Annotated in this window: 16 protein-coding genes and 4 tRNA genes; 3 read left to right on the plus strand and 17 right to left on the minus strand. The window is 68.1% G+C overall.

The features are described 5' to 3' along the window. Positions 1 to 22 precede the first annotated feature (22 nt). Genes ACQY5G_RS01635 through ACQY5G_RS01650 form a run of 4 tightly spaced genes read right to left on the minus strand, consistent with a single transcriptional unit; the run spans position 23 to position 3,861 of the window. A complete protein-coding gene (locus ACQY5G_RS01635; RefSeq protein WP_428276397.1) occupies positions 23 to 457 on the minus strand; it encodes a cupin domain-containing protein in 435 nt (144 codons plus the stop codon). A gap of 23 nt (positions 458 to 480) precedes the next feature. Beyond that, positions 481 to 1,824: an amidohydrolase family protein gene (locus ACQY5G_RS01640; protein ID WP_428276399.1), complete on the minus strand. Its 1,344-nt coding sequence runs from the start codon at positions 1,822 to 1,824 to the stop codon at positions 481 to 483. Positions 1,825 to 1,857: 33 nt separating this feature from the next. Then, complete coding sequence (locus ACQY5G_RS01645; protein ID WP_428276401.1) at positions 1,858 to 3,261, minus strand: nicotinate phosphoribosyltransferase; 1,404 nt, start codon at positions 3,259 to 3,261, stop codon at positions 1,858 to 1,860. A gap of 6 nt (positions 3,262 to 3,267) precedes the next feature. Further along, entirely contained in the window at positions 3,268 to 3,861 is a 594-nt protein-coding gene (locus ACQY5G_RS01650) for a nicotinamidase (protein ID WP_428276403.1), read from the minus strand. 163 nt (positions 3,862 to 4,024) lie between these two features. On the opposite strand from ACQY5G_RS01650, the gene queC reads away from it, so the two are divergent. Then, positions 4,025 to 4,717, plus strand: coding sequence for a 7-cyano-7-deazaguanine synthase QueC (gene queC, locus ACQY5G_RS01655; RefSeq protein WP_428276405.1), 693 nt, complete (start codon positions 4,025 to 4,027; stop codon positions 4,715 to 4,717). On the opposite strand, the gene ACQY5G_RS01660 is transcribed toward queC, so the two are convergent. From ACQY5G_RS01660 to ACQY5G_RS01720, 13 genes are all read right to left on the minus strand, one after another. Then, positions 4,705 to 5,052: a hypothetical protein gene (locus ACQY5G_RS01660; RefSeq protein ID WP_428276407.1), complete on the minus strand. Its 348-nt coding sequence runs from the start codon at positions 5,050 to 5,052 to the stop codon at positions 4,705 to 4,707. The two genes, queC and ACQY5G_RS01660, sit on opposite strands and share 13 nt — an antisense overlap. 307 nt (positions 5,053 to 5,359) lie before the next feature. Beyond that, on the minus strand, positions 5,360 to 6,130 hold the full coding sequence (locus ACQY5G_RS01665; protein WP_428276409.1) for a type II toxin-antitoxin system HicB family antitoxin: 771 nt from the start codon (positions 6,128 to 6,130) through the stop codon (positions 5,360 to 5,362). 118 nt (positions 6,131 to 6,248) lie between these two features. Beyond that, positions 6,249 to 6,330 (minus strand) — tRNA-Ser (locus ACQY5G_RS01670). A gap of 716 nt (positions 6,331 to 7,046) precedes the next feature. Continuing rightward, positions 7,047 to 7,134 (minus strand) — tRNA-Ser (locus ACQY5G_RS01675). A gap of 140 nt (positions 7,135 to 7,274) precedes the next feature. Next, positions 7,275 to 7,360: transfer RNA gene (locus tag ACQY5G_RS01680), tRNA-Ser, on the minus strand. A gap of 20 nt (positions 7,361 to 7,380) precedes the next feature. Further along, a tRNA-Gln gene (locus tag ACQY5G_RS01685) sits at positions 7,381 to 7,453 on the minus strand. Between the two features lie 119 nt (positions 7,454 to 7,572). Continuing rightward, positions 7,573 to 7,824, minus strand: coding sequence for a hypothetical protein (locus ACQY5G_RS01690; protein WP_428276411.1), 252 nt, complete (start codon positions 7,822 to 7,824; stop codon positions 7,573 to 7,575). Between the two features lie 165 nt (positions 7,825 to 7,989). Then, on the minus strand, positions 7,990 to 8,979 hold the full coding sequence (locus ACQY5G_RS01695) for a GntR family transcriptional regulator (RefSeq protein WP_428276413.1): 990 nt from the start codon (positions 8,977 to 8,979) through the stop codon (positions 7,990 to 7,992). A gap of 80 nt (positions 8,980 to 9,059) precedes the next feature. After that, positions 9,060 to 10,835: a DNA polymerase/3'-5' exonuclease PolX gene (gene polX, locus ACQY5G_RS01700; RefSeq protein WP_428276415.1), complete on the minus strand. Its 1,776-nt coding sequence runs from the start codon at positions 10,833 to 10,835 to the stop codon at positions 9,060 to 9,062. Next, positions 10,835 to 12,958, minus strand: coding sequence for an NAD-dependent DNA ligase LigA (ligA, locus tag ACQY5G_RS01705; RefSeq protein WP_428276417.1), 2,124 nt, complete (start codon positions 12,956 to 12,958; stop codon positions 10,835 to 10,837). Before ligA ends, polX begins: the two co-directional genes overlap by 1 nt. A 54-nt stretch (positions 12,959 to 13,012) precedes the next feature. Beyond that, positions 13,013 to 13,666 (minus strand): hypothetical protein, encoded by a 654-nt coding sequence (locus ACQY5G_RS01710; protein WP_428276419.1) that lies wholly within the window; start codon positions 13,664 to 13,666, stop codon positions 13,013 to 13,015. 60 nt (positions 13,667 to 13,726) lie between these two features. Next, on the minus strand, positions 13,727 to 16,870 hold the full coding sequence (locus ACQY5G_RS01715; RefSeq protein ID WP_428276421.1) for a WD40/YVTN/BNR-like repeat-containing protein: 3,144 nt from the start codon (positions 16,868 to 16,870) through the stop codon (positions 13,727 to 13,729). Positions 16,871 to 16,872: 2 nt separating this feature from the next. Beyond that, positions 16,873 to 19,731, minus strand: coding sequence for a prolyl oligopeptidase family serine peptidase (locus ACQY5G_RS01720; RefSeq protein ID WP_428276423.1), 2,859 nt, complete (start codon positions 19,729 to 19,731; stop codon positions 16,873 to 16,875). Between the two features lie 248 nt (positions 19,732 to 19,979). On the opposite strand from ACQY5G_RS01720, the gene ACQY5G_RS01725 reads away from it, so the two are divergent. Both ACQY5G_RS01725 and ACQY5G_RS01730 read left to right on the plus strand, forming a co-directional pair. Then, positions 19,980 to 20,240 (plus strand): type II toxin-antitoxin system VapB family antitoxin, encoded by a 261-nt coding sequence (locus ACQY5G_RS01725; protein WP_428276425.1) that lies wholly within the window; start codon positions 19,980 to 19,982, stop codon positions 20,238 to 20,240. Continuing rightward, positions 20,237 to 20,623: a type II toxin-antitoxin system VapC family toxin gene (locus ACQY5G_RS01730; RefSeq protein WP_428276426.1), complete on the plus strand. Its 387-nt coding sequence runs from the start codon at positions 20,237 to 20,239 to the stop codon at positions 20,621 to 20,623. The genes ACQY5G_RS01725 and ACQY5G_RS01730 overlap by 4 nt, the downstream gene beginning before the upstream one ends. Positions 20,624 to 20,700: the final 77 nt, after the last annotated feature.

The raw sequence follows: 20,700 nt of genomic DNA on the forward strand, positions 1-20,700 counted from the left end.
GGTTCTCCACCTGCGCTACCGCCTACCCGGGCGGAGGGCGCTCGAAGTCGACGATGTTCTCCCACTCCTGAGCGTCCGAGCGCGCGACCACCGCCACGACCGGTTCCGTGTCGCTGAGGTTGAGCACCTCGTGGGGCACGCCCGGTTCGATGAAGATGAAGTCGCCCGCCTCGTTGTCGAGCGTCTTCTCCAACCGCGGCCCGAACTCGTGCCGGACGCGTCCCTGCAGGATGTAGAGCATCACCTCGAAGTCCACGTGGATGTGCGCCTTGGCGACGCCCCCCGGCGGGATCATCGCCACGTTCATGGAGAGCGCGCCCGAACCGACGTTCTCCGCCCACATCCCCGTCTTGTATTCGATCCCGTTCCACGCGCGGTGACGTCCCCCACCGCGCACCGTGATGATCCCGTCGTGGCGCTCGACCACCCCGCGTACGCTTCCGTTCTCCGTCATCATCGTCTCCGTCCTGTGCGTCTCCGTCAGTTGCCGAAGCTGGCGGCGATCTCGGCGAGTCCCTGCTGGATCTCCTCCTCGGATTTCCACACGCCGCGCACCATGACGCCCGCGCGGTCGGCGACGTTCGCCACGTCCTCGAGCGGGTTCGTGTTCGTCAGAATCAGATCCGCCCGCCGGCCCGCGGCCACCGTCCCGAAGGTGTCGTAGGCCTGGAAGTACTCCCCGACGTTCCGGGTGCCGCTGGCGAGGATCTCGTACGGCGACATCCCGGCGTCGGCCATCGCCGCGAGTTCGCGGTGGAGCGAGAAGCCGGGGACGCTGAACATCTGCGGGGAATCCGTGCCCATGAGGATGCCCACGCCGGCCTCGTTCATCATGCCGAGGAGACGCGTCCGGTTGCTCGCGTGCCGGCGCGCCTGCTCCACGTCCCAGTTGCCGCGCGCCTGGATCGCCTGGAGGCGGTCTTTCCAGCCCTGGACGCCCTGCGGGGGCCAGTAGCGCATCTCCGGATAGGCCGCGAGCGCCTCGGGGTCGCCGAGGCCGATGACGCCCACTTCCCAGAGGACCATCGTGGGCACGACCCAGGCCCGTGCACCGATCGTCAGCGTGAACAGTTCGTCCAGCTTCGCCGGGTCCATGGGGCCGCGGACGCCTCCCGCCTCCTCCAGGTAGCCGTCGAGGTGGTCGAAGGTCTCCTGTCCCATGAGGATGGCGTGCCGGATCCCGACATCGGCCGGGACATGGCCCCCGAAGCGAATGCCGGCTTGCGCGGCGGCGGCGGCGAGCGCGTCGTACTCCGGCACGGTGAGTCCCGGGTGGATCTTCAGGTGGTCCCACCCTTCCTCTTTCTGGATCCACACGCGATCCGCCGCCTGCGACGGCGACGTCACCGAGTTGCCGTTGAAGCTCGGACCCGCGAGGTAGAGCGTCGGCCCCCAGATCTCCCCCGTGTTCGTCCTGGCCTTCAACTCGAGGTCGCCGGGCAGTCCGAGCATCCCCCGCACCGTCGTCACGCCGTTCGCGGCGTAGAGGAACATCACCTGCTCGCGGAACGTGTCGGTCGGGAAGCCGCCCGGCGTGTGTCCGTGCATCTCCGACAGTCCCGGCATCAGGAACTTCCCCGCGCCATCGATGCGGCGGGCGCCGTCCGGCACATCGACGTCGGCGGCCGGCCCGACCGCGACGATCCGGTCGCCGCGGACGATGACGGTCTGGCCGGCGAGGACCCGCTCGGAATCCATCGGAATCACGTTCACGCCGACGAAGGCGGTGGCGCCGGCCTCCGCCGCCTGATCGCCAGCGGCCGTGGAGGGAGCCGCGACGCACGCGGCAAGGACGAAACCCGGGGAAAGCTTGGCGAACCTCATATCACCTCCTCGAACACGGTCGTGTCGAGAAAGCTAGCCGGGTCTGACGGTCGCCGCGAAGCCCTTTCCGACGTCGCCTCCGGAAGACCGGCGGTCGACCTCCCGGGCCAGTTCACGGACGCCCGGCGATGGTTCCACCGGGAACGGCGTGCGCGCCGACTCGAGTCCCCGGAGCTCGGCGGGGAGCGTTTCGAGCGAGGTTCGGACACGATCGCGGATCTCCTCCAGCGGGGGATCCGACCGAAGTCGTGCTCCGGCGCGCGCCACGGGCACGAGCATGGCCTCGCCGGACAACGCCTCGTCCTCGAGCCCCAGCACATCGCGCGCGATCCGACCGCATTCGCGGGTGCGGAAGACCTGCTTGCGACCCGGCCACGTCGCCTTCCCCTCCGAGCGCTTGCGGCGCGGCCGGCCGGCGTACTCCTGAAGCTTGTAGACGCTGTCGAGCTTCGGCTCGTCCGCGGAAACGGTGAGGGCGGCCCCCACGCCGAAGCCATCGATCGGGGCATGGGCCAGCCGGGCCACGCCGTGTTCGTCAAGCGAACTGCTCGCGAAGATGCGGACGCCGCGGCAGCCTCCTTCGTCCAGAATTCGGCGCACGCGCCGTGCGTGGGCGTCGAGATCCCCCGAATCCAGCCGCACCGCCTGGATCTCAATGCCTTCCATGCGGAGGCGGGACGCGATTTCGACGACCTTCGACGCCCCCGCCTCGGTGTCGTAGGTGTCGATAAGCAGCACCGCGTTGCGGGGATGGGCGCGGGCGAAGCGAATGAAGGCGTCGGCCTCGCTGTCGTGCGCCTGAATGAACGAATGGGCCATCGTGCCGAAGATCGGGATCCCCCAGCGCTGTCCGGCCAGTACGGTCGCGGTGCCGTCGAAGCCGGCGATGTAGGCGGCGCGGGCGGCAAGAAGCCCCGCTTCCGAGCCGTGTGCCCGCCGCAGACCGAAGTCCACGAGCCGGGCCGCCGGGGCTGCGAGCGTGAAGCGGATCGCCTTCGAGGCGATGAGGGAGGAGTAGTTGAGCAGCGAGATGAGTCGTGTCTCGACGAGTTGCGCTTGAGGGAGGGGCGCGGTCACCCGCAGCAGCGGTTCTTCCGGGAAGAAGACGGTGCCCTCGGGCATCGCGTCCACATCCCCGGTGAAGCGCAGATCGGCGAGCCAGTCGACGAAGGCGGGGGGGAAGCCGGGCTGGCCGCCGAGCCACTCGAGTTCGTCGGGTTCGAAACGCAGGCCCTCCAGATAGTCGAGGGCGTGAGCCAGACCCGCAGCCAACAGGAAATTGCGATTCGGGGGGAGGCGGCGGACGAAGAACTCGAACACGGCGGTGTCGTGCATTCCGTGTTCCCAGTACGCCTTGAGCATGGTGAGCTGGTAGAGATCCGTGAGCAGGGCGCTCCGTCCCCGGCTCGGCGTCCGCGCGACGCCACCTGCCGCCATGACCCTCTACTCCTCGGCCAGGGCCGTTCGCGCCGAGGCAAAAATCGCTCCGGCCGCTCGCATGCGTCCGATGGCGCGGGCCCCATCGCCCGACTCGACGCCCACGGCTCTCACCGCGTCGTCCAGGACAACCACGTCCAGGCCGACCGCTCGTGCGTCGAGTACGGTTCGAAGCACGCAGTAATCCGTCGCGAGTCCGCCCACGAAGACCCGCCTGACGCGTCGATCCGAGAGAAGTTCGGCGAGATCGGTGCCCGCGAACGCGGAGTAGGCCTCGGAGGCCGGGTCGGTGGCCTTGGAGATCACGAGAGGCGAGGCAGGAAGTCGCAGGGACTTCGGGAACGCCGCTCCAGTCGTTCCCGCGACGCAGTGGAGCGGCCAGAGGCCGCCCTGCTGGACGAACGAGCAGTGATCCGGCGGGTGCCAGTCGCGCGTCACGAAGATCGGAAGGCCCGCTTCGGAGAAGGCGCGGATCGCTTCGTTCAGCGGTGGGATCACGGCATCGCCTTCAGCGACGGCGAGCGCACCGCCGGGGAGGAAATCCCTCTGCACGTCGACAACCAGCAGTGCGTCGCCCCGGCCGGGTGACCGGATCCGCATCGGTTCTCCTTACGGGCATCCCCGCTCGACCGCGCAGGGCATCAGGGTTCAAAGCCGCTTCCGGCTCCACTTTACCATGCATTGCCGCGCGGTGCGAAACCGTGTTACAAGTGGCCTCCCGGCAGGGCTCCGGGACCCTGAATTCGCTCTCTGGAGGTGGTGGATGGGCCGCAGAGCGGTTGTCCTGCTCAGTGGTGGACTCGACTCCGCAACCGCGCTGGCGATCGCGGTCGAGCGGGGATATGGGCCCTATGCGCTGACGCTCCGCTACGGGCAGAGACACGAACTCGAGGTTGACGCCGCCCGTCGCGTGGCGGCAGCGATGGGGGTGATCCGGCATATGGTCACCGACGTCGATCTGCGCGCATTCGGGGGCTCGGCTCTGACCGGTGACCTGGAAGTGCCCAAGGGCCGGCAGGCGGCCGCGGATTCCGAGGACATCCCCGTCACCTACGTCCCGGCGCGGAACATGATCTTCCTGTCGATGGCGCTCGCGTGGGCGGAGGTTCTCGGGGCCTCCGACCTCTTCATCGGCGTCAACGCCGTCGACTACAGCGGATATCCCGACTGTCGCCCCGAGTTTCTCGATGCGTTCGAGAAACTCGCCGGCCTCGGCACAAAGGCGGGGGTGGAAGGGAGTCGGCCCTTCCGGATCCACGCGCCTCTGATCGACCTCACCAAGGCGGAGATCATCCGGCGCGGGCTCGCGCTGGGCGTCGATTACGGGATGACGCGGAGTTGCTACGATCCCGATGAGTCGGGCGCGGCCTGTGGAGCGTGTGACTCCTGCCGCCTGAGGCTCGCCGGGTTCGCTGCGGCGGGAGCCCGGGATCCGGCCCCGTATCAGCTCTCGTAGCGCGTGCTGCGGTGCAGGCGTCTCGGGCGTGGAGGTTCGGGGTCGCGTCGGCTCCGGGGTCGGAGGGGTGTCTCCGAGCCCTCTGCGCCATGACGGGTGACCCGAACGAGCAACCGGTCGATGGTCGCCCGTTCACCGGTTTCCCTGTTCATGGCATGGATGACCCGGCCTCGCTCGCCGACCCACAGCGTATCGGCGCCGAAATCGCCGACGAACCAGCTCTGGAGCGTGTCGGCGGAGGCTTCATCGATCTCCGTGACGCGCGGTCCGTCCAGTATCCAGCAGCGCGTGCCGAAGCACGCCGTGAACGCGAGCGCGACGAAGACTGGATTCACCGGTTGACCGCCGCACACAGGTTCATCTCGTAACTTATTGGACGCGCTACTGTTTCACTAGAACCACAGCCGATCACGGTTGGCGGCGGGTCGCCGAGCAGGGTGTGTGACCATTCACGCGGGTCAGTCGTCTACCGGCGAGAGCATACCCGTCCGGCTCGATGCCAGCGGACAGGTATTCGACCGCTGGAGCGCCCACGCGGAGGTCGGCTGAACCTCTTCCCTTCCCCGGCGCGGGCGGCGTTCGCGCGTGCCGGGGAAGGTCTCGCTTCACTCCCCGAGTTCGCGACCTGCGGTCCCTCGGTTCTCAGGCGGGAATCAGTCGAGACGTTACGGGAGGCGACGTCGTGAGGTGGCTCTCGGGGATCGAAACAGCGCACGTGAGCTTCGTCAGGGTGGCCTCCGTCACGGTAGCCTCCGAAGTGTACGCAGGTTCCGGGATAGGAACGTGGCTTTCGAGCATGGCTTCGATGAAAAGGGCCTGGGCCTCGCGCAGTTCTCGAACCGCCTCGTTATGACTCCGACCTTGAGCTATGCAACCAGGCAACTCCAGAATCCTGGCCACGTAAGGAGGAGCCTTGCCGGATTCGGCGTACACGACGTCGATCGTGTAAGGCAGGGTCATGTAATAATTTAGTGTCTTCAACATTGTTCCTCCTCGCCCTCCAACGTATCCAGCAGGTCCAGCAACTTCAAGGCGCTGCACCTGCATGAAGCTGAACGTGATCTCCTTCTTCAGGTCGTTGTTGACGAAGATGGAGATCGAATAGTCTCCGAATCTCGGCAGTTGGATATGCGGGCCAAGCTGCATCACGTGGTTTGCGCGTATTGCGTTGCCGGTGGTCACGTTCGAAGCCACAAACTTCCCGGTCGCATCGAACACCGGCGCTCCATCGGCATCCATGCACCGAATCTCGACCTCGTGCTCCCGGTTTGCTTCGACGGCCGCAAGTTCCATCACGATGACGATGAAGCAGTTGGGAAACGTTCCGGGCGCTTGGCGGCCGTTGATGTTATTGAAGATTCCAAGGATGCTCAGCTTCTGGTCGTGCGAGACGACGACGTAGTCGGCTAGCACGGCAAGAGATACTTCCATGGTGTTCGGCCCCTGTAGTGTGGGACACCGTGCAGGACATCGCCGGTGACCCTTATCGGATAGGTGATTGTAGATAAGTGCTTTACGGTGTCATCTCTAGCGGAGAGGGGGGGATTCGAACCCCCAAGCCCGTGAGGGCGCCGGTTTTCGAGACCGGTGCATTGCCGTTCTGCCACCTCTCCGAGTGCCGGCTACCGGGATGCTCTCGGAAGCTGCCGAAGCGCCCGGTAGGCGCGGCCGGGGAAGGTGCTCCGAGAGGGCTCCTGCTGTCAAACTTTCGGGGCGGACGGGGTGGGATTGACTCACCCGCTCCGCGGGTTCGTCGAGCTCGCGACCGTTGGTCGCTCGGTTCGAACCCACGAGGGCAGGCATCTTCGACCTGCCTCGTGGGAAACTGCTATAACGGACGGGGTGGGATTGGCTTCCTCCCGCTACGCGGGACTCGCCGAGCTCGCTCCCTTTGGTCGCTCGGTTCGAACCCACGAGGGGCAGGCACGTTCGCACCTGCCTCGTGGGAACTGCTATAACGGACGGGGTGGGATTGGCTTCCTCCCGCTACGCGGGACTCGCCGAGCTCGCTCCCTTTGGTCGCTCGGTTCGAACCCACGAGGGCAGGCATCTTCGACCTGCCTCGTGGGAAACTGCTATAACGGACGGGGTGGGATTGGCTTCCTCCCGCTGCGCGGGACTCGCCGAGCTCGCTCCCTTTGGTCGCTCGGTTCGAACCCACGAGGGGCAGGCACGTTCGCACCTGCCTCGTGGGAACTGCTATAACGGACGGGGTGGGATTGGCTTCCTCCCGCTGCGCGGGACTCGCCGAGCTCGCTCCCTTTGGTCGCTCGGTTCGAACCCACGAGGGGCAGGCACGTTCGCACCTGCCTCGTGGGAACTGCTATAACGGACGGGGTGGGATTCGAACCCACGAGGCAGGGTTGCTGCCCACACGCTCTCCAGGCGTGCGCCTTAGTCCGCTCGGCCACCCGTCCGGAAGCCTCCGGGGTGAAGCCGGAGGTAGGGAGGCGGAGGGGGTGGGATTGGGTCGCTTCGCTCCCCGAGCTCGCGACCTGCGGTCGCTCGGTTCGAACCCACGAGACTCTTTCGAGCCGCCCACACCTTCCTTCTGAGGCGGAGGGGGTGGGATTCGAACCCACGAGACTCTTTCGAGTCAACGCCTTAGCAGGGCGCCGCCTTAAGCCACTCGGCCACCCCTCCGCAGGAACCTGCTGTCCTGATTGGCCCGCCAGGACTCGAACCTGGAATCTTCTGGTCCAGAGCCAGACGTGTTGCCAATTCCACCACGGGCCAACGTCCCAATGAGTTGGGGCGTCGATAATACTTGCGGGGGGTCGGCGCTTCAAGCGGCGGTTTCGATGGATGGGCGGTGGGAACGGGGGCCGGTCCGCCGGGGTCGCCGCGGCGGGGCGTTAGTCCTCGGGCGGGGAAGCTTCGCGGAGCTTGCGGAGGCGCTCTGCTTCGGCGGCCGCCTTCTTGATCGTCGGGAAACCGTCTCCAGAGCGCGAGGCGTCGCTGTTTCCCAGCGGAACGACGTACCAGCGGTCCGCGCGATCCTCGGGCCGATCCATGTAGTGGCCGCGCTCGAGCCGAAATCCATCGAGTTTCGCCCGGAAGCGGAGGGCCCTCACGATCACTCCGGGGTCGAAGTTGGCTTTAGACACGATCGCACTCGGGGCCGGAATCCATGCCGCAACAGACAGTCGTCACAGTGTACGGTCCACTTTCCGAATAGTCGGTCGGATAGAATCTGTTCTTCATAATCCCAACAACTCCGTGGTGGGGCGATGGCTGCCCCTCCTCAATTTAGGGGGGGATGGGCGCATGGGCTACGTCCTCCCCGGACGCAGCGGCCTGTCCGAAGCGAATCCGCTCCGGCCGCGGTGGGGCCGATCCGTGCTGGACAGGTAGGCGCGGAGCCGTTCGATCTCTTCGGGAGGGAGGAGCGTAATCGGCACCGCGGGAGCCATGCCGCCGGCATACCCGGACATCGGGACGAGTCGGTCATGAAAGATGATCGTTGCCGCGGTCACGGCTCGCTGCACGGCCTGCGCGTCGAGACGCGGGTCGAGAGCCTTGAAGCTGATTCCGAGAGCGAAGTCCCTGGCGGCGAGTTCCGCGGCGAAGACGCGCACGGTCTCGCTGCGGGAGAGAAGCACGACGAATCCACGGCGTACTCGGCGTCGGACGAGTTCGCGTTCGCGGGTGCCCCCGGCGAGTGAAATCGGAACGCACTCGACGGTTCCGGACCGGCGCATGCGTGACAGCAACTCACGCCGCAGGATCACCGGGGCGTCCTCCGGCATCTTGCGCGCGGAGTCGACGGCGTGAACGGCGAACCCGCACGCCTCTTCCAGTTCCGCGGCGAGCACGGCCCGCAACCCGGCGCGAGGTTCGCACAGCGTCACGGGATGCGGATCCGGGCTCCGCGGCTCGCCCACGATTCGCTCCAGCTCGTTGAGCAGCCGCCAACGTGAGAGTCCCCCCGCGTGTGCGCGCCTCAGCAGGTCCAGCGCCGCCGCCCGCGGCACCATCTCCACGGCGGGCGGCGGACGGAGGGGACGCGGGCGCATCGTCGCCCGGGGGCGCTGTCCCTTCCCGAGGTCGATGAGGTTCCTCCGCCGCAGTCGCGCGAGCGCGGCTCCGACGGTCCGCCGGTCGACGCCGAGTCGACGCGCCAGGTCCCGGGACGACGGTAGCGGGGCTCCGGGCCGCACGTGTCCATCCCGAATCCCGGCCTCCAGATCGGCCGCGAGCTGTCGGCGAAGCGGTATGTGGTGATCCCGCGACAGCGGTGAGAGTCCGCCTCGACGCGTCATGTGTCCGAGCCTCCGTACCCTGGGGTCCCATATGCCGGCCCTTGTCGACGGGAGTATGGGGACGGGCTCTCAACGGGGGATCAAATCGCCGGCCTTCCCTGGAGGGCTTTCAGGAAGTCGTCCACGCCACGCGTATTGAGGACGTGTTCCGGGGTGAGCCACGCCCGGCGCGCCTGTTCGATGCCGTAGTGCGCCAGATCCAGATCGTCCGGCCGGTGCGCGTCGGTCGCGACCACGACGGGTACGCCCAGTTCGCGCGCGCGCCAAAGGTGGCTGTCCTTCAGGTCCAGGCGGTGGGGGTGCGAGTTGACTTCAACGGCGACGCCGAACTCGGCGCAGGCGTGCAGGATATCGTCGATGTCCACATCGATCGGGCCGCGCCGGTTGATGATCCGTCCCGTCGGGTGCCCGAAGATCATCGAGCGGGGGTGTGCGAGCGCCTTCAGGACGCGTGACGTCTGCCGCGCCCGTTCCATTCCGAAGAAGGAATGAACCGAGATGATCACGACGTCGAGTTGATCGAGCATTTCGTCTTCGAGGTCCAGCGATCCGTCGCGGAGGATGTCGACTTCCAGCCCGCGCAGGATCCGGATCTCGGGGTGCGCCACCTGCACTTGCGCGATCTCGTCCCACTGGCGTCGAAGCTTGGCGGCATCGAGACCCTCGACCATCGCCAGCGCTTTCGAGTGGTCGGTGATCGCCATGTACTCGTAACCGCGCGCCACGCACGCCTCGACCATCGTCTCCAGGGAAACGCGGCCATCGGACCAGTCGCTGTGCATGTGGACATCCCCGCGCAGATCGGAGCTCTCGACCAGATGAGGCAGTTCCCCGGCGTCGGAAGCCGGTAACTCTCCCCGGTCGCGTCGTATCTCCGGCGCAAGCCATGAGAGATCGAGTGCCCGGTAGACCTCCTCTTCCGTCGCTCCCGCCACCATCTCTCCCTCGGAGGCAATGCCCCGCTCGCCGAGCGCATCGCCAAGGGACTCCTCGGGGATCGTGAACACACCGTACTCGGAAACCCGGAGCTTTCGCTCGAGCGCGCGGCGTCTCAGGCGAATGTTGTGTTCCTTCGACCCCGTGAAGTAGATGAGCGCGGCTCCCCAGCTTTCGGGCGGGACGACCCGGAGGTCGACCTGCAACCCGCTGCGGAGACGCACGGAGGTTTTCGTCCCGCCGGCCCCGATCACGCTCTCCACGCCCGAGAACCCGCTGAGGGCGTCGGAAGCGGCGCGCGCGTCGTCGGCGAGGACCAGGATGTCGATGTCGCCGACCGTCTCCTTCCGGCGTCGATAGCTCCCCGCGACTTCCAGGCGGGTGATGCCGGGTGTCCCCTGCAGGTGTTCGATCAACGGCGGCAGAAGCTTGTCGACCTCTCCGAGGCGGAAGCGGGTCGTGCTCGTGCGATAGTTGCGAATCCCGCGGAGGATCCGGTCCTGCGTCTTAAGCCCGAAACCGGGCAGTTCCGCCACGCGCCCTTCGTTCGCGACCTCCTCCAGATCGTCGATGGATTCGACGCCAAGTTCGTCCCACAACTTGCGCGCCTTCCTGGGACCGACTCCCGGGAGCCGAATTAACTCGACGAGCCCCGGGGGGATCTCGGCCGCCATTTCCTCCAGCATCGTGAGGCGCCCGCTTTCCACGAGTTCGCGAATGTTGTCCGCCAACCCTTTCCCGATCGATGGCAGCTCGGTGAGGTCGGCGCCCTGCTCGACCAGTTTGCGCAGGGGGGATGCGTGCGCGTTGATCGTGCGGACCGCATTGCGGTAGGCGCGGACGCGGAACGGGTTCGCCTGCTGGATCTCGAGCAGATCGGCCACCTCGTCCAGGACGCGGACGATCTCGATGTTCTCCATCAGGGCGCGTCGGTTTCGGGAGCGTCGCCGGCTGCCCCGGGGTCGGGAACCTCGTCGGGTGAAAGGGCCTCGCGGGGCGGGGAGAGGGCGCCGGGTCCGCCGCTCAGGAGTGCGAGGAGACCCGCCTCATCCAGAATCTCGACACCAAGCGTTTGCGCCCGCTCCAGCTTGCGGCCGGGGTTCTCGCCCGCGACGACGTAGCTTGTCTGCTTGCTCACGGATGACGTGACCTTCGCGCCCAGGGCCTCGAGCTTCTTCCCGGCCTCGGAGCGGCTCATGGACTCGAGCCCTCCGGTGAGGACGATTCGGAGTCCGGCCAGGGTGTCTCCCGCGCGCGGCGGGGGCACGGGCTCGACGCAGGAACGCAGTTCGTCCACGACCGCCGACACCTCCGGACGGGCCAGAAAGGCGCTGATCTGCTCCGCCATCCTGGGTCCGATCCCGTCCACTTCCTGAAGCGCCTCCCCCGCGGGCGCCTCCTCCCCCGCTGCCGCCGCCTCCCGGAACGCCTCGAAGGAGAGGAAGTGCGACGCGAGTTCCCGCGCCACGGTCACCCCGATCTCGGGGATGCCGAGGCCGTAGATGAAGCGCGCGAGTTCCGTCGTCCGCGCTGCGGCGATCGCCCTGACGAGGTTCGTGGCGGACTTCTCGGCGAAACCCTCCAGTTCCATCAGCTTCGCCGCCTCGAGTTCGAACAGTTCGGGGACGCGGCCGATCACGCCCTGCCGGACGAGGAGGTTCGCGGTTTCTTCTCCCAGTCCTTCGATGTCGAGGGCATGCCGCGACCCGAGATGTTGAATCCGTCCGGCCAGCTGCGCGGGGCAGGCGAACAGGTCGGGGCAGAACGTGTATGGGCCGCGTGGCTCCAGGAGGGCCCCGCACGAGGGACACTCGGCAGGCATGACCCACGGTTCCGCGCGCTCGCGGCCCGGCTCCTCGATCCGCTCCAGGACCTGTGGAATCACATCCCCCGCCCGCTGCACCCGCACCCGGTCCCCCTCGCGTATGTCCTTGCGAGCGACCTCTTCCCGGTTATGCAGGTTCGCGCGGCTCACCGTCACGCCGCCCAGTTCCACCGGGCGCATGAAGGCGATGGGGGTCACGACGCCGGTCCGCCCCACGCTGGGGAAGATGTGAAGGAGCCGGGTGACCTCTTTCCGAGGCGGGAACTTGAGCGCGAACGCCCAGCGCGGGTGGTGCGAGGTCTCGCCGACTTCGTCGCGCGCGGCGATGTCGTCGAGTTTGATGACGAGGCCATCGATCTCGTACTCGAGGTCGTCGCGGCCCTCCTCGATCTCCGCCTGGAACGCGAGGATCTCTCCGACGTCGGCCGCGGGCCGGCACCGCTCGTTCACGGGCAGCCCCCACTCGCACAGCGCTTCGAGCGTGGCGCGCTGGGTGGCCGGCGGCCGTCCGTCGATCGCTAGGATGTCGTAGACGTAGATGTCGAGCGGGCGCGCGGCGGTGATCCGCGGGTCGAGCTGCCGCAACGATCCGGCCGCCGCGTTGCGCGGGTTCGCGAACGGAGGGCGGTCGCTCTCGAGAAGCCGGGCGTTCAGCGTCTCGAAATCGCCCACCCTCATGATGACTTCGGCCCGCAGCGCCAGGAGCGGCGGCACCTCGCGATCCGCGGCCCGCAGCCGGAGCGGCACCGAATGGATCGTGCGGACGTTCTCGGTCACGCCTTCGCCGCGTACTCCATCTCCCCGGGTTACGGCCCGCGAGAGCCGGCCGGACTCGTAGACGAGTTCGATCGAGGCGCCGTCCAGCTTCGGCTCGACGACGTATCCGATGTCATCTCCGAGCGCCTTGCGCATCCGTTCGTCGAACCGTTCGAGCGGCTCCACGTCGGCGGATGAATCGAGGCTGAGCATCGGCGCGGCATGCTCGATCGTCTCGAAGGCATCGAGCGGCTCCGCCCCCACGCGCTGGGTCGGCGAATCGGGGGTGACGAGCTCCGGGTGCGACGCCTCCAGGGCCTTCAGTTCGCGGAACAGTTCGTCGAACCGTCCGTCGGAGATCTCGGGCTGATTGCGGACGTAGTAGAGATACGAATGGTGCCGCAGCGCCCTGCGCAGTTCTCGGGCACGCCGCTCGGGCCCGCCGGGACTCGATTCGCTCATGGGGCGGAAGCTATCCGGGCCGCTGGCGGCGAGACAGAATAGCGACCGATGGCGTCAGAAGGTGACCCCCAGCAGGGCTCCCGCGATCAGGTAACTGTCCTCGGCGGTCGTAAACCTGACGTACGGCCGGACGCGAATGCTGCCGATCTCGACCGTAACACCGCCGCTGATGACGGGGCTGACTTCCCTGTCCCCCTCCACGATGTCGTCGTAGAGCCGGTCGACCGAGTAGTTCTCGATGCTCACGGTCGCCGAAGGGATGATCGCGAGGCCCGAGCCCGGCGCGCCGAAGCGTTGCCCCACGGCGACGCCGACCCCATAAACGGTCTCGCTCCTGTAGGGGAGATCGCCCGAGTTCGTCGGCAGGACGCCACCGATCCCCACGGTGACGAGCGGACAAACCGACAGGACGGGCAGCGGAAGTTTGAGGCCGACGCTCGCGCGCGCGTCCTCGAAGTCGAACTCCTGATCGAACTCGTCCGCGCCGGAGAACTTCAGGTAATGACCCGTCGCGGCCACCGGGCCCAGATCGAACCCGGCGGCGGCTCCAAGGCCTCTGACATCTTCGGATGATTCGCGCCACACGGCGCCCGAGCCGCTGAGAAACCCGCTACCGCTGAAGCCGAGGCAGGCCTGCGCCTCGAGCGCGGCCGGCGTCGCAGCCAGCGGCAGGACGAGCCAGGCCAATCGGCGTGTCAGGACGTTCATGCTCCGCTCCTATCGTCGTATGTCACGGACGTCGTACTCCGTTGGCCGGGATCGAGTTTCTCATGGCTGCGGCGGGCTTCCGGCCTCGCGCAGCGCGTCGAGCTGCGGCGCGGTCTCCTCCAGCGCGGCATCCAGCCGGGCCGACGCGGCCTCGGCCTCCGCGCGGATCTGCGCCAGTCGCCGGCGGTGATCATCCGACGGCCCCGTCAGTGAGCCGGTCGTCGACACCCCGCCGTCGAACTTGCCGCGCAGGCCGGTCCACCAGTTGCGGATGTCGCCGTTGATCGAGCGCCACTCGTCGGCGAGCTCCTCGATCTCGCCCGCCAGTTCGCGCGCCCGTTCGAGATCCTCCGCGGCGACGCCCTCCGCGCCTTCCAGCGCCTCGAGCACATCCGAAGCCCGGCGCTCCAGGTCGTACGCCTCGATGCCCCGTTCGTAGGCCAGCCGCTGCAGGTCGAACAGTTCCATCGTGAACTCGTAGCGGGCCAGCCGCTCCTCGGCGGACACCGGCAGTTCGGGATCGGGGCGGACCTCCAGCGACTGTTCCCGCGTCTCGCCGCCCGCCGTCAGTCGCACCGTGAACGTGCCCGCCAGGACGAAGGGACCTTCGGGGCCCGCGTCCAGGCTGGGTACTTCGTAGCGCGCGGTGTCGTGCGGAAGAGGATCGTGCCGCAGATCCCACGTGACCCGGTTGAGGCCGGCGGCGCCCGGACCGTCCAGCGCCCGGACCTGTCGGCCGTCCGCGTCCAGTACGTCGATCGAGATGCCGTCACCCGTCGCCTCCGCGAGCCGGTAGTCGATGTTCGCGCCGAACGCGGGGTTCTCTGCGCGGAACGTCCCCTGGCCCATCGACGGCACGTCGTTCCGGTACAGGAAGAGGGTCGCCGGGCGCGGGGCGAACAGCTGCGCGGCGCCGTCGTTCGTCGCGGCCGCGGCGGACCCCTGCGACAGCGGCGTGATGTCGTCGAGAATCCAGATGGCGCGGCCGTGCGTGCCGAGGACGACGTCGTTCTCGCGCGGGTGGATCTCGATGTCGTCGACCGGAACGGCGGGGAGGCCCGAGCCGACCGGAGCCCACGTCGCGCCCCGGTCGAGCGAGGCGAAGGCGCCGTTCTCCGCGCCGACGAGCAGCAGGTCCGGGCTGTCCGGGTGCTCGCGGATCACGTTTACGCTCGCCATGCCGCCGCCCGTCGCCCGGCCCGTGGCCGTCACCGCCGCCGCCCCGCCGAGTCCGTCCGCGAGCGAGCGCCATGTGGCGCCGAAGTCCTCCGTCACCACCGCGTGCGGGCCGTAGTCGTCGTCCCAGTGGCCGTCCAGGCTCACGTAGGCCCGGCCCGCCTCCGCGTGCGAGGTCTCGACCCAGCTCACGTAGTACGGGAACGGGACGCCCGCGGCCTCCGCCACCTGGCCGGTCAGATCCTCCCACGTCGCGCCGCCGTCCCGGCTCAGCCGCACCGAGCCGTCGTCAGCCCCGATCCACAGCACCCCCGCCTCGACCGGCGATTCCGCCACGGCCGTGATCTCCCCGTACCCGGAGGCGCCATCGTGCTTCGAGAGCGTCGTCGAGTCCGGGCGCACGCCCATCAGCTCGAGGCTGTCCTGGTGAATCTGGCGGGTGAGATCCTCCGTCGCGCGCCAGCTTTCCCCGCGGTCGTCCGAGATGAAGAGCCGGTTGCCGCCCAGGTACACGCGCGCGGCGTCATGTGGCGACACGAGAATCGGCGACTTCCAGTCGAAGCGATACGAGACCGTCGTGTCCGGCGGGAAGGGTTTGAGCGCCTTCCGGTCGCCGGTGGCGAGGTTCACGCGCACGATCCCGGCGTTCTGCGACGTAACGTAGACCGTCCCCGGGTCTCCCCAGTCCGTCTCGGCGTACATCCCGTCGCCGTAATCGAGGACCTGCCAGTCGCGGTTCAGGATCCCGTGATAGCGACGCGTGCGGCTGGGCCCCCGGTACGAGTTGTTGTCCTGCAGTCCGCCGTAGACGTGGTACGGATCCGCCAGGTCCAGGTCGATATCGTAGAACTGGGCGATGGGGATATTCCCGATGAACGTCCAGTTGTCGCCGTCGTCCCACGTCGAATAGAGCCCTCCGTCGTTCCCGAGGATCATGTGACGCGAGTCCTCGGGATCGATCCACAGGTCGTGGTGGTCCACGTGGACGCCGGTGTTGTACTCGATCTCCATGGGCAGCGCCTCGAAGCTGTCGCCGCCGTTCTCCGACCGGTGCAGGCTCCCCGCCACGAGCCACACCCGCTCCTCATCGTTGGGGTCGATCCGGAGCTGGCTGTAGTACATCGGACGCTGGTTCAGTTCGTTCACGCGCGCCCACGTCTCTCCGTGGTCGCGGGACTTGAAGATCCCGCCCTCCTCGGCCTCCACCACGGCCATGACCAGGGCCGGATCACGCCCGGAGACGGCGAGTCCGATCCGTCCCTTGTCACCCGCGGGCAGGCCTTCCGTCACCTCGTGCCACGAGTCGCCGCCGTCCGTCGACCTGTAGATGCCGCTTCCCGGCCCGCCGCCCGCGAACCCCCACGCGCGCCGCCGCCGCTGGTACGCCGCCGCGTAGAGCATCGAAGGGTCCGCCGGGTTGAGGGCGAGGTCGACGAAGCCGGTGTCGTCGTCGATGTGGAGGACCTTCGTCCACGTCTCGCCGCGGTCCGTCGTCCGGTAGACGCCGCGCTCGGGGTTGGGGCCGAACAGGTGCCCCAGCGCCGCCACCCACACGACGTCGGGGTTCGTGGGGTGGACGGCGATGCGCCCGATGTGGCGCGTCTCCTCCAGCCCCGTGAGCCGCCACGTCTTGCCGCCGTCCGAGGAGTGATACACGCCCTCGCCCCACGGCGTGCTGTTGCGGTTGTTCGGTTCCCCCGTCCCGACCCACACTTCCAGTGGATCGGACGGGGCGAGCGCGATGTCCCCGATCGAGAGGTTCGCCGCGTCGTCGAAGATCGATTCCCAGGTCGTCCCGTGGTTCACGCTCTTCCAGACGCCGCCCGAAGCCGCGCCCACGTAGATGTGGGACTGCGTGCCGGGCACGACCTCGAGATCGGCGATGCGGCCGCCGGAGATCGCCGGCCCGATCAGGCGCCAGGTGAACCCTGCCGCGATTCGTTCGGAAGACTGGGCCTCGACGCAGAGGGGCGCCGCCGCGAGCCCGAGTTGCAGCGCTCCCAGTGAGAGCAGCGCGCGAATCACCATCGTCAGCTCACCTTCTTCTTTCGGGGCCCGTCTTTCTGTTCCAGGAACGGGACGCCGGTCGTGATCCACGCCGGCGCCGGCTCGCCCTTCAGATAGTGCCCGAACCACTCCAGGATGCGGCGCTGGTAGTCGCGCTGGTTCGGCTCCTCCGCGAGTCCGTGATTCTCGCCCTCGTAGACGAGCATCACGAGTTGTTTCCCGGCGCGGCGGGCGGCGTTGTAGAACTCGACCCCCTGATTGAACTCGACGGCGCCGTCCTCGGTCCCGAACTCGATGAGGAGCGGCGTGTTCAGATTCTCGATGTGATGAATCGGCGAGTTGTTGAAGTACGAATCCCAGTCCTCCCACCACGGGACCTGCATCCGCCCCTGGCTGATCTCGAAGATGCGGGCGTCCGTCCCTCCCGAGTTCCAGTAGAATGAGAGGTACATGCTCATCAGGTTCGTGAGCGGCGCGCCGGCCACCGCCGCCGCGAACAGGTCGTCCTGGGTGACGAAGAACGTCGTCTGGTACCCGCCCCAGGAGTGGCCGATGAGGCCCACGCGCCCGGCATCGATCATGCCGGTCGCGACGGCGGCGGCGACGGCCGGACGCAGCGTCTCGACGTTGGACTGTCCCGGCCGCCGGTCGCGGTACACGACATCCGGCCTGAACACGAAGTACCCCTCCTGGCTCCAGATCTGGACGTTGTAGTACTGCGTGGGATCGGGCACCTGGTACTGGTGGAGTGTCTGCGACAGCAACTCGTAGTGGTTCACGATCATCGGATATTCGCGGCCCGGTTCGTAGTTGGCCGGATAGGTGAGCGCGCCCTGCAGACGGCGTCCCCATTCGTTCTCGTATTCGACGAGTTGGGTCCGGCCCCAGGCGTAGTCGTCCTGGAAGGGGTTCGTGGCCGTGACCTGCCGCGCGTCGTCGAGATCGGGACCGGCGACGAAATAGTCGGGCGAATCCTCGAACCGCTCCCGCCGGAAGGCGTACACGTCGGCGTCCTCCGCCTTGAGCAGGCCTCCGAAGCGGGCGTCTTCCCGGATGAGCGGCTCCGGCGTGTCGCCGCGGCGGGCGCGCGCGAACCCGGCCTCCTTCGTCCACTCGCTGTACGTGGAATAGTAGAGCGGCTCGTCGGGATCGAAGGCGTCGGCCTCGGGGTCGAGCCGCACGACGCGGTGCCGGTTCGAGTCCTCGGCGCCGGCCGTGAGGCGTCGGCCGCCCGACCCGTCCGGGTTGACCTCCCAGACGTCGAAGCGGTCGTTCACGAGCATGGCCGCGTCGTCCTCCAACCAGCCGGCGATCCCGAAGCCCGACATCTGCTCGCGCGTGGGCGTCCGGTCGAGGTCGACGAACGTCCCGCCGAGCCCGGCCGTCACGTTGCGCGTCTCGCCGGTCGTCAAGTCGTGGGTCCAGTAGTCGTCGCCCTCGAACCAGACCGCGTAGCGACCGCCGGGGCTGCCCCCCATGTCGAGCGTGACCCGCTCCCGGACGACGGCCCGGCTGCCGGTCCGCGCGTCCACGGCGTAGAGGTCGTGGAACTGCTGGCGGAACATCGCTTCGACGTCGTAGGGCGTCTCGTCGCGGGCCAGCACATGCCGTCCGCCCTCCGCGATCTCGGCGCGATCCGCGTGATCGCCGCCCAGGAAGAGGAATTCGTCCGCCTCGAGGTCCCAGGCCCCGAGGTCGTGCTCCCGTCGCAACTGCTGCTCGCGCACGCGCTGCTGGGGCACCGGGTCCACGTCGAGAGAATGCCAGATCTCCACGCCGGCGCGCTCCTCGTCCTCCGCCGCAGCATCCGCGTCGTCGTCTGCGTCCTCTGCATCGCCGCCGCCCGCGCCCGCGCCGTCCCCGGAGCTCTCCCCGTCGGCCGCGGCGCCGTCCTCCCCCGCTTCATCGGACGGGCTGTCGGACGGGATCCGCTCCTGGGTGCCGAGGAAGAGGGTGGCCCCATCGTCCGACCACACGGGGGTGCGATGCTCGACGATCCGGGTGCCCGAGGGAAGCTCGGAGGGTTGGCGAGGATCGAGCGAGAACGCCGCCGGCGTCCCGGAGTCCAGACCGCGCCAGGCCAGCGCCACATGCGCCGTGTCCTCGTACGCCTCGTCATCGAAGGTCTTGAGGACGGCGAGGTCCGGGGCGTCCTCCCGCCAGGTCAGTTCCCGGTAGGTCGCTTCGTCCGCGTCGAGCGACCGGATGCGGCCCGTCCCGGGATCGTACAGGCGAACCCCGTTCCCGACCCGGTCCGCCGCGTCGAGCGTCATGGCGAGCAGGTTCCCCCCGTCCTGCCACGCGAGACCGGACACGTTGCCGAAGCTCATCGTGCCGCCTCCGGCGAGGTCCCGAACCAGCAGGTCCACGCCGGCGGTCTCCGCTTCGGCCGGAGCGTAGCGGCGAAGGGCGAGATAGTCGCCATCGTCGGAGAACGAAAACGACTGGATCTCGTCGATGTCCTCGCGTTCACCCGCCTCCAGGTTGAGGAGTCCGACGTCGCTGCGGACCGGATCGCCGCGCTCGCGCATGGCGTCGCGCTCGTCGGGGGACACGCCCACGGTGAAGGCGAGCCAGCCGCCATCGCCTCCGAACTCGGGACGCGAACCCTCGGCCACCACGACGACCGAATCGGAGTCGGTCCTGTGGATGCGAAGCTCCGAACTCTCGTCCACGCGCCGGACCACGACGGCGAGCCAGAGCCCATCGGGCGAAAGCGTGGCTTGCCCCAGGCGCTCCCACCTGTCGTAATCGTCCGGTGCGAGCGTCGGCTTCTCCTGGGCGGTCGCGCCCGCGGGCGAGGCCAGGGCGGTGCCGAGGATCAGGGCTGCGCCGAGGATCGGGGCCGGAGCCGGCGCGAGCCGGCGGGTGATGCTCCTCATTTGTGTGTCTCCTCCTGTGGGTGCGCGATGCTCCAACATGCGCCGCCCGCCGCCACCCGGGGCAAGGGCTGGGCGCGATTCCGGTTGTGCCGAACCTCGGCGTGGAGCCAGGGTAGAATCTTTGAACCTCTTTCTACCATCGGTCTTCGGGGGGTACATTTAGAGAGGCGTCGAGGGGGCGTCGAGGGGGCGTCGAGGGGGCGTCGAGGGGGCGTCGAGGCGGCGTCGAGGAGGGCGTTGAGAGGTGGATGATGAGCCTGAACATCAAGAACGAGGAGACGTGCCGGCTGGCCGATGAACTGGCCCGTCTGACCGGAGAAACGAAGACGGGAGCGATCACCGTGGCCCTGCGGGAACGCCTGGAACGCGAGAAGCGACAGCGAGACGCCGAGGCGCTCATGCGCGACCTCCGCGCCATCGGCGAGCGCTGCGCCGCAAGGCTCAAGCCTGGCCCCTCCGCGGTCGAGCACGGCGATTTCCTCTATGACGAGCACGGCCTCCCGAAGTGATCATCGACACCTCCGCCATCCTGTCGATTCTGTTTCGTGAAGAAGACGCGGAACGGTTCGAGCGCGCGATCTCGCTGGCCTCCGCGCCTCGCATCTCCGCGGTCACATTGGTCGAGGCGGCCATGGTCGCCGAGGCCAGAGGCGGCTTCGGTGCCGGACAGGACCTCGATGACCTGCTGGAGCGAGTACAGATCGAGGTGGTTCCCGTCACCCGGGAGCACGCCGCCGGGGCTCGAGACGCGTGGAGGTGCTACGGAAAGGGGAACCATCCCGCCGCGTTGAACCTGGGAGATTGCTTTGTCTACGCCTTGGCGCGAACGGCCGGCGAGCCCCTGCTCTTCAAGGGCCGGGATTTCGGGCGCACCGACATAGAAGCGGCGTAGGGGCGCCCCCCCGACCGCGGGTGCTGCCCCCCGGCGACGCCCGCGTTTGCGCGGTGGCCTTGACCATGAAAATAGCT

The organism is Candidatus Palauibacter sp. (assembly GCF_965261555.1).
Taxonomy (GTDB): Bacteria; Gemmatimonadota; Gemmatimonadetes; order Palauibacterales; family Palauibacteraceae; genus Palauibacter.

Coding starts and splice junctions, on each gene's coding strand:
- ACQY5G_RS01715 (WP_428276421.1), bottom strand. CDS start 16,870: ATGGTGATTCGCGCGCTGCTCTCACTGGGAGCGCTGCAACTCGGGCTC.
- ACQY5G_RS01640 (WP_428276399.1), bottom strand. CDS start 1,824: ATGAGGTTCGCCAAGCTTTCCCCGGGTTTCGTCCTTGCCGCGTGCGTC.
- ACQY5G_RS01695 (WP_428276413.1), bottom strand. CDS start 8,979: ATGACGCGTCGAGGCGGACTCTCACCGCTGTCGCGGGATCACCACATA.
- polX (WP_428276415.1), bottom strand. CDS start 10,835: ATGGAGAACATCGAGATCGTCCGCGTCCTGGACGAGGTGGCCGATCTG.
- ACQY5G_RS01710 (WP_428276419.1), bottom strand. CDS start 13,666: ATGAACGTCCTGACACGCCGATTGGCCTGGCTCGTCCTGCCGCTGGCT.
- queC (WP_428276405.1), top strand. CDS start 4,025: ATGGGCCGCAGAGCGGTTGTCCTGCTCAGTGGTGGACTCGACTCCGCA.
- ACQY5G_RS01645 (WP_428276401.1), bottom strand. CDS start 3,261: ATGGCGGCAGGTGGCGTCGCGCGGACGCCGAGCCGGGGACGGAGCGCC.
- ACQY5G_RS01725 (WP_428276425.1), top strand. CDS start 19,980: ATGATGAGCCTGAACATCAAGAACGAGGAGACGTGCCGGCTGGCCGAT.
- ACQY5G_RS01720 (WP_428276423.1), bottom strand. CDS start 19,731: ATGAGGAGCATCACCCGCCGGCTCGCGCCGGCTCCGGCCCCGATCCTC.
- ACQY5G_RS01635 (WP_428276397.1), bottom strand. CDS start 457: ATGATGACGGAGAACGGAAGCGTACGCGGGGTGGTCGAGCGCCACGAC.
- ACQY5G_RS01650 (WP_428276403.1), bottom strand. CDS start 3,861: ATGCGGATCCGGTCACCCGGCCGGGGCGACGCACTGCTGGTTGTCGAC.
- ligA (WP_428276417.1), bottom strand. CDS start 12,958: ATGAGCGAATCGAGTCCCGGCGGGCCCGAGCGGCGTGCCCGAGAACTG.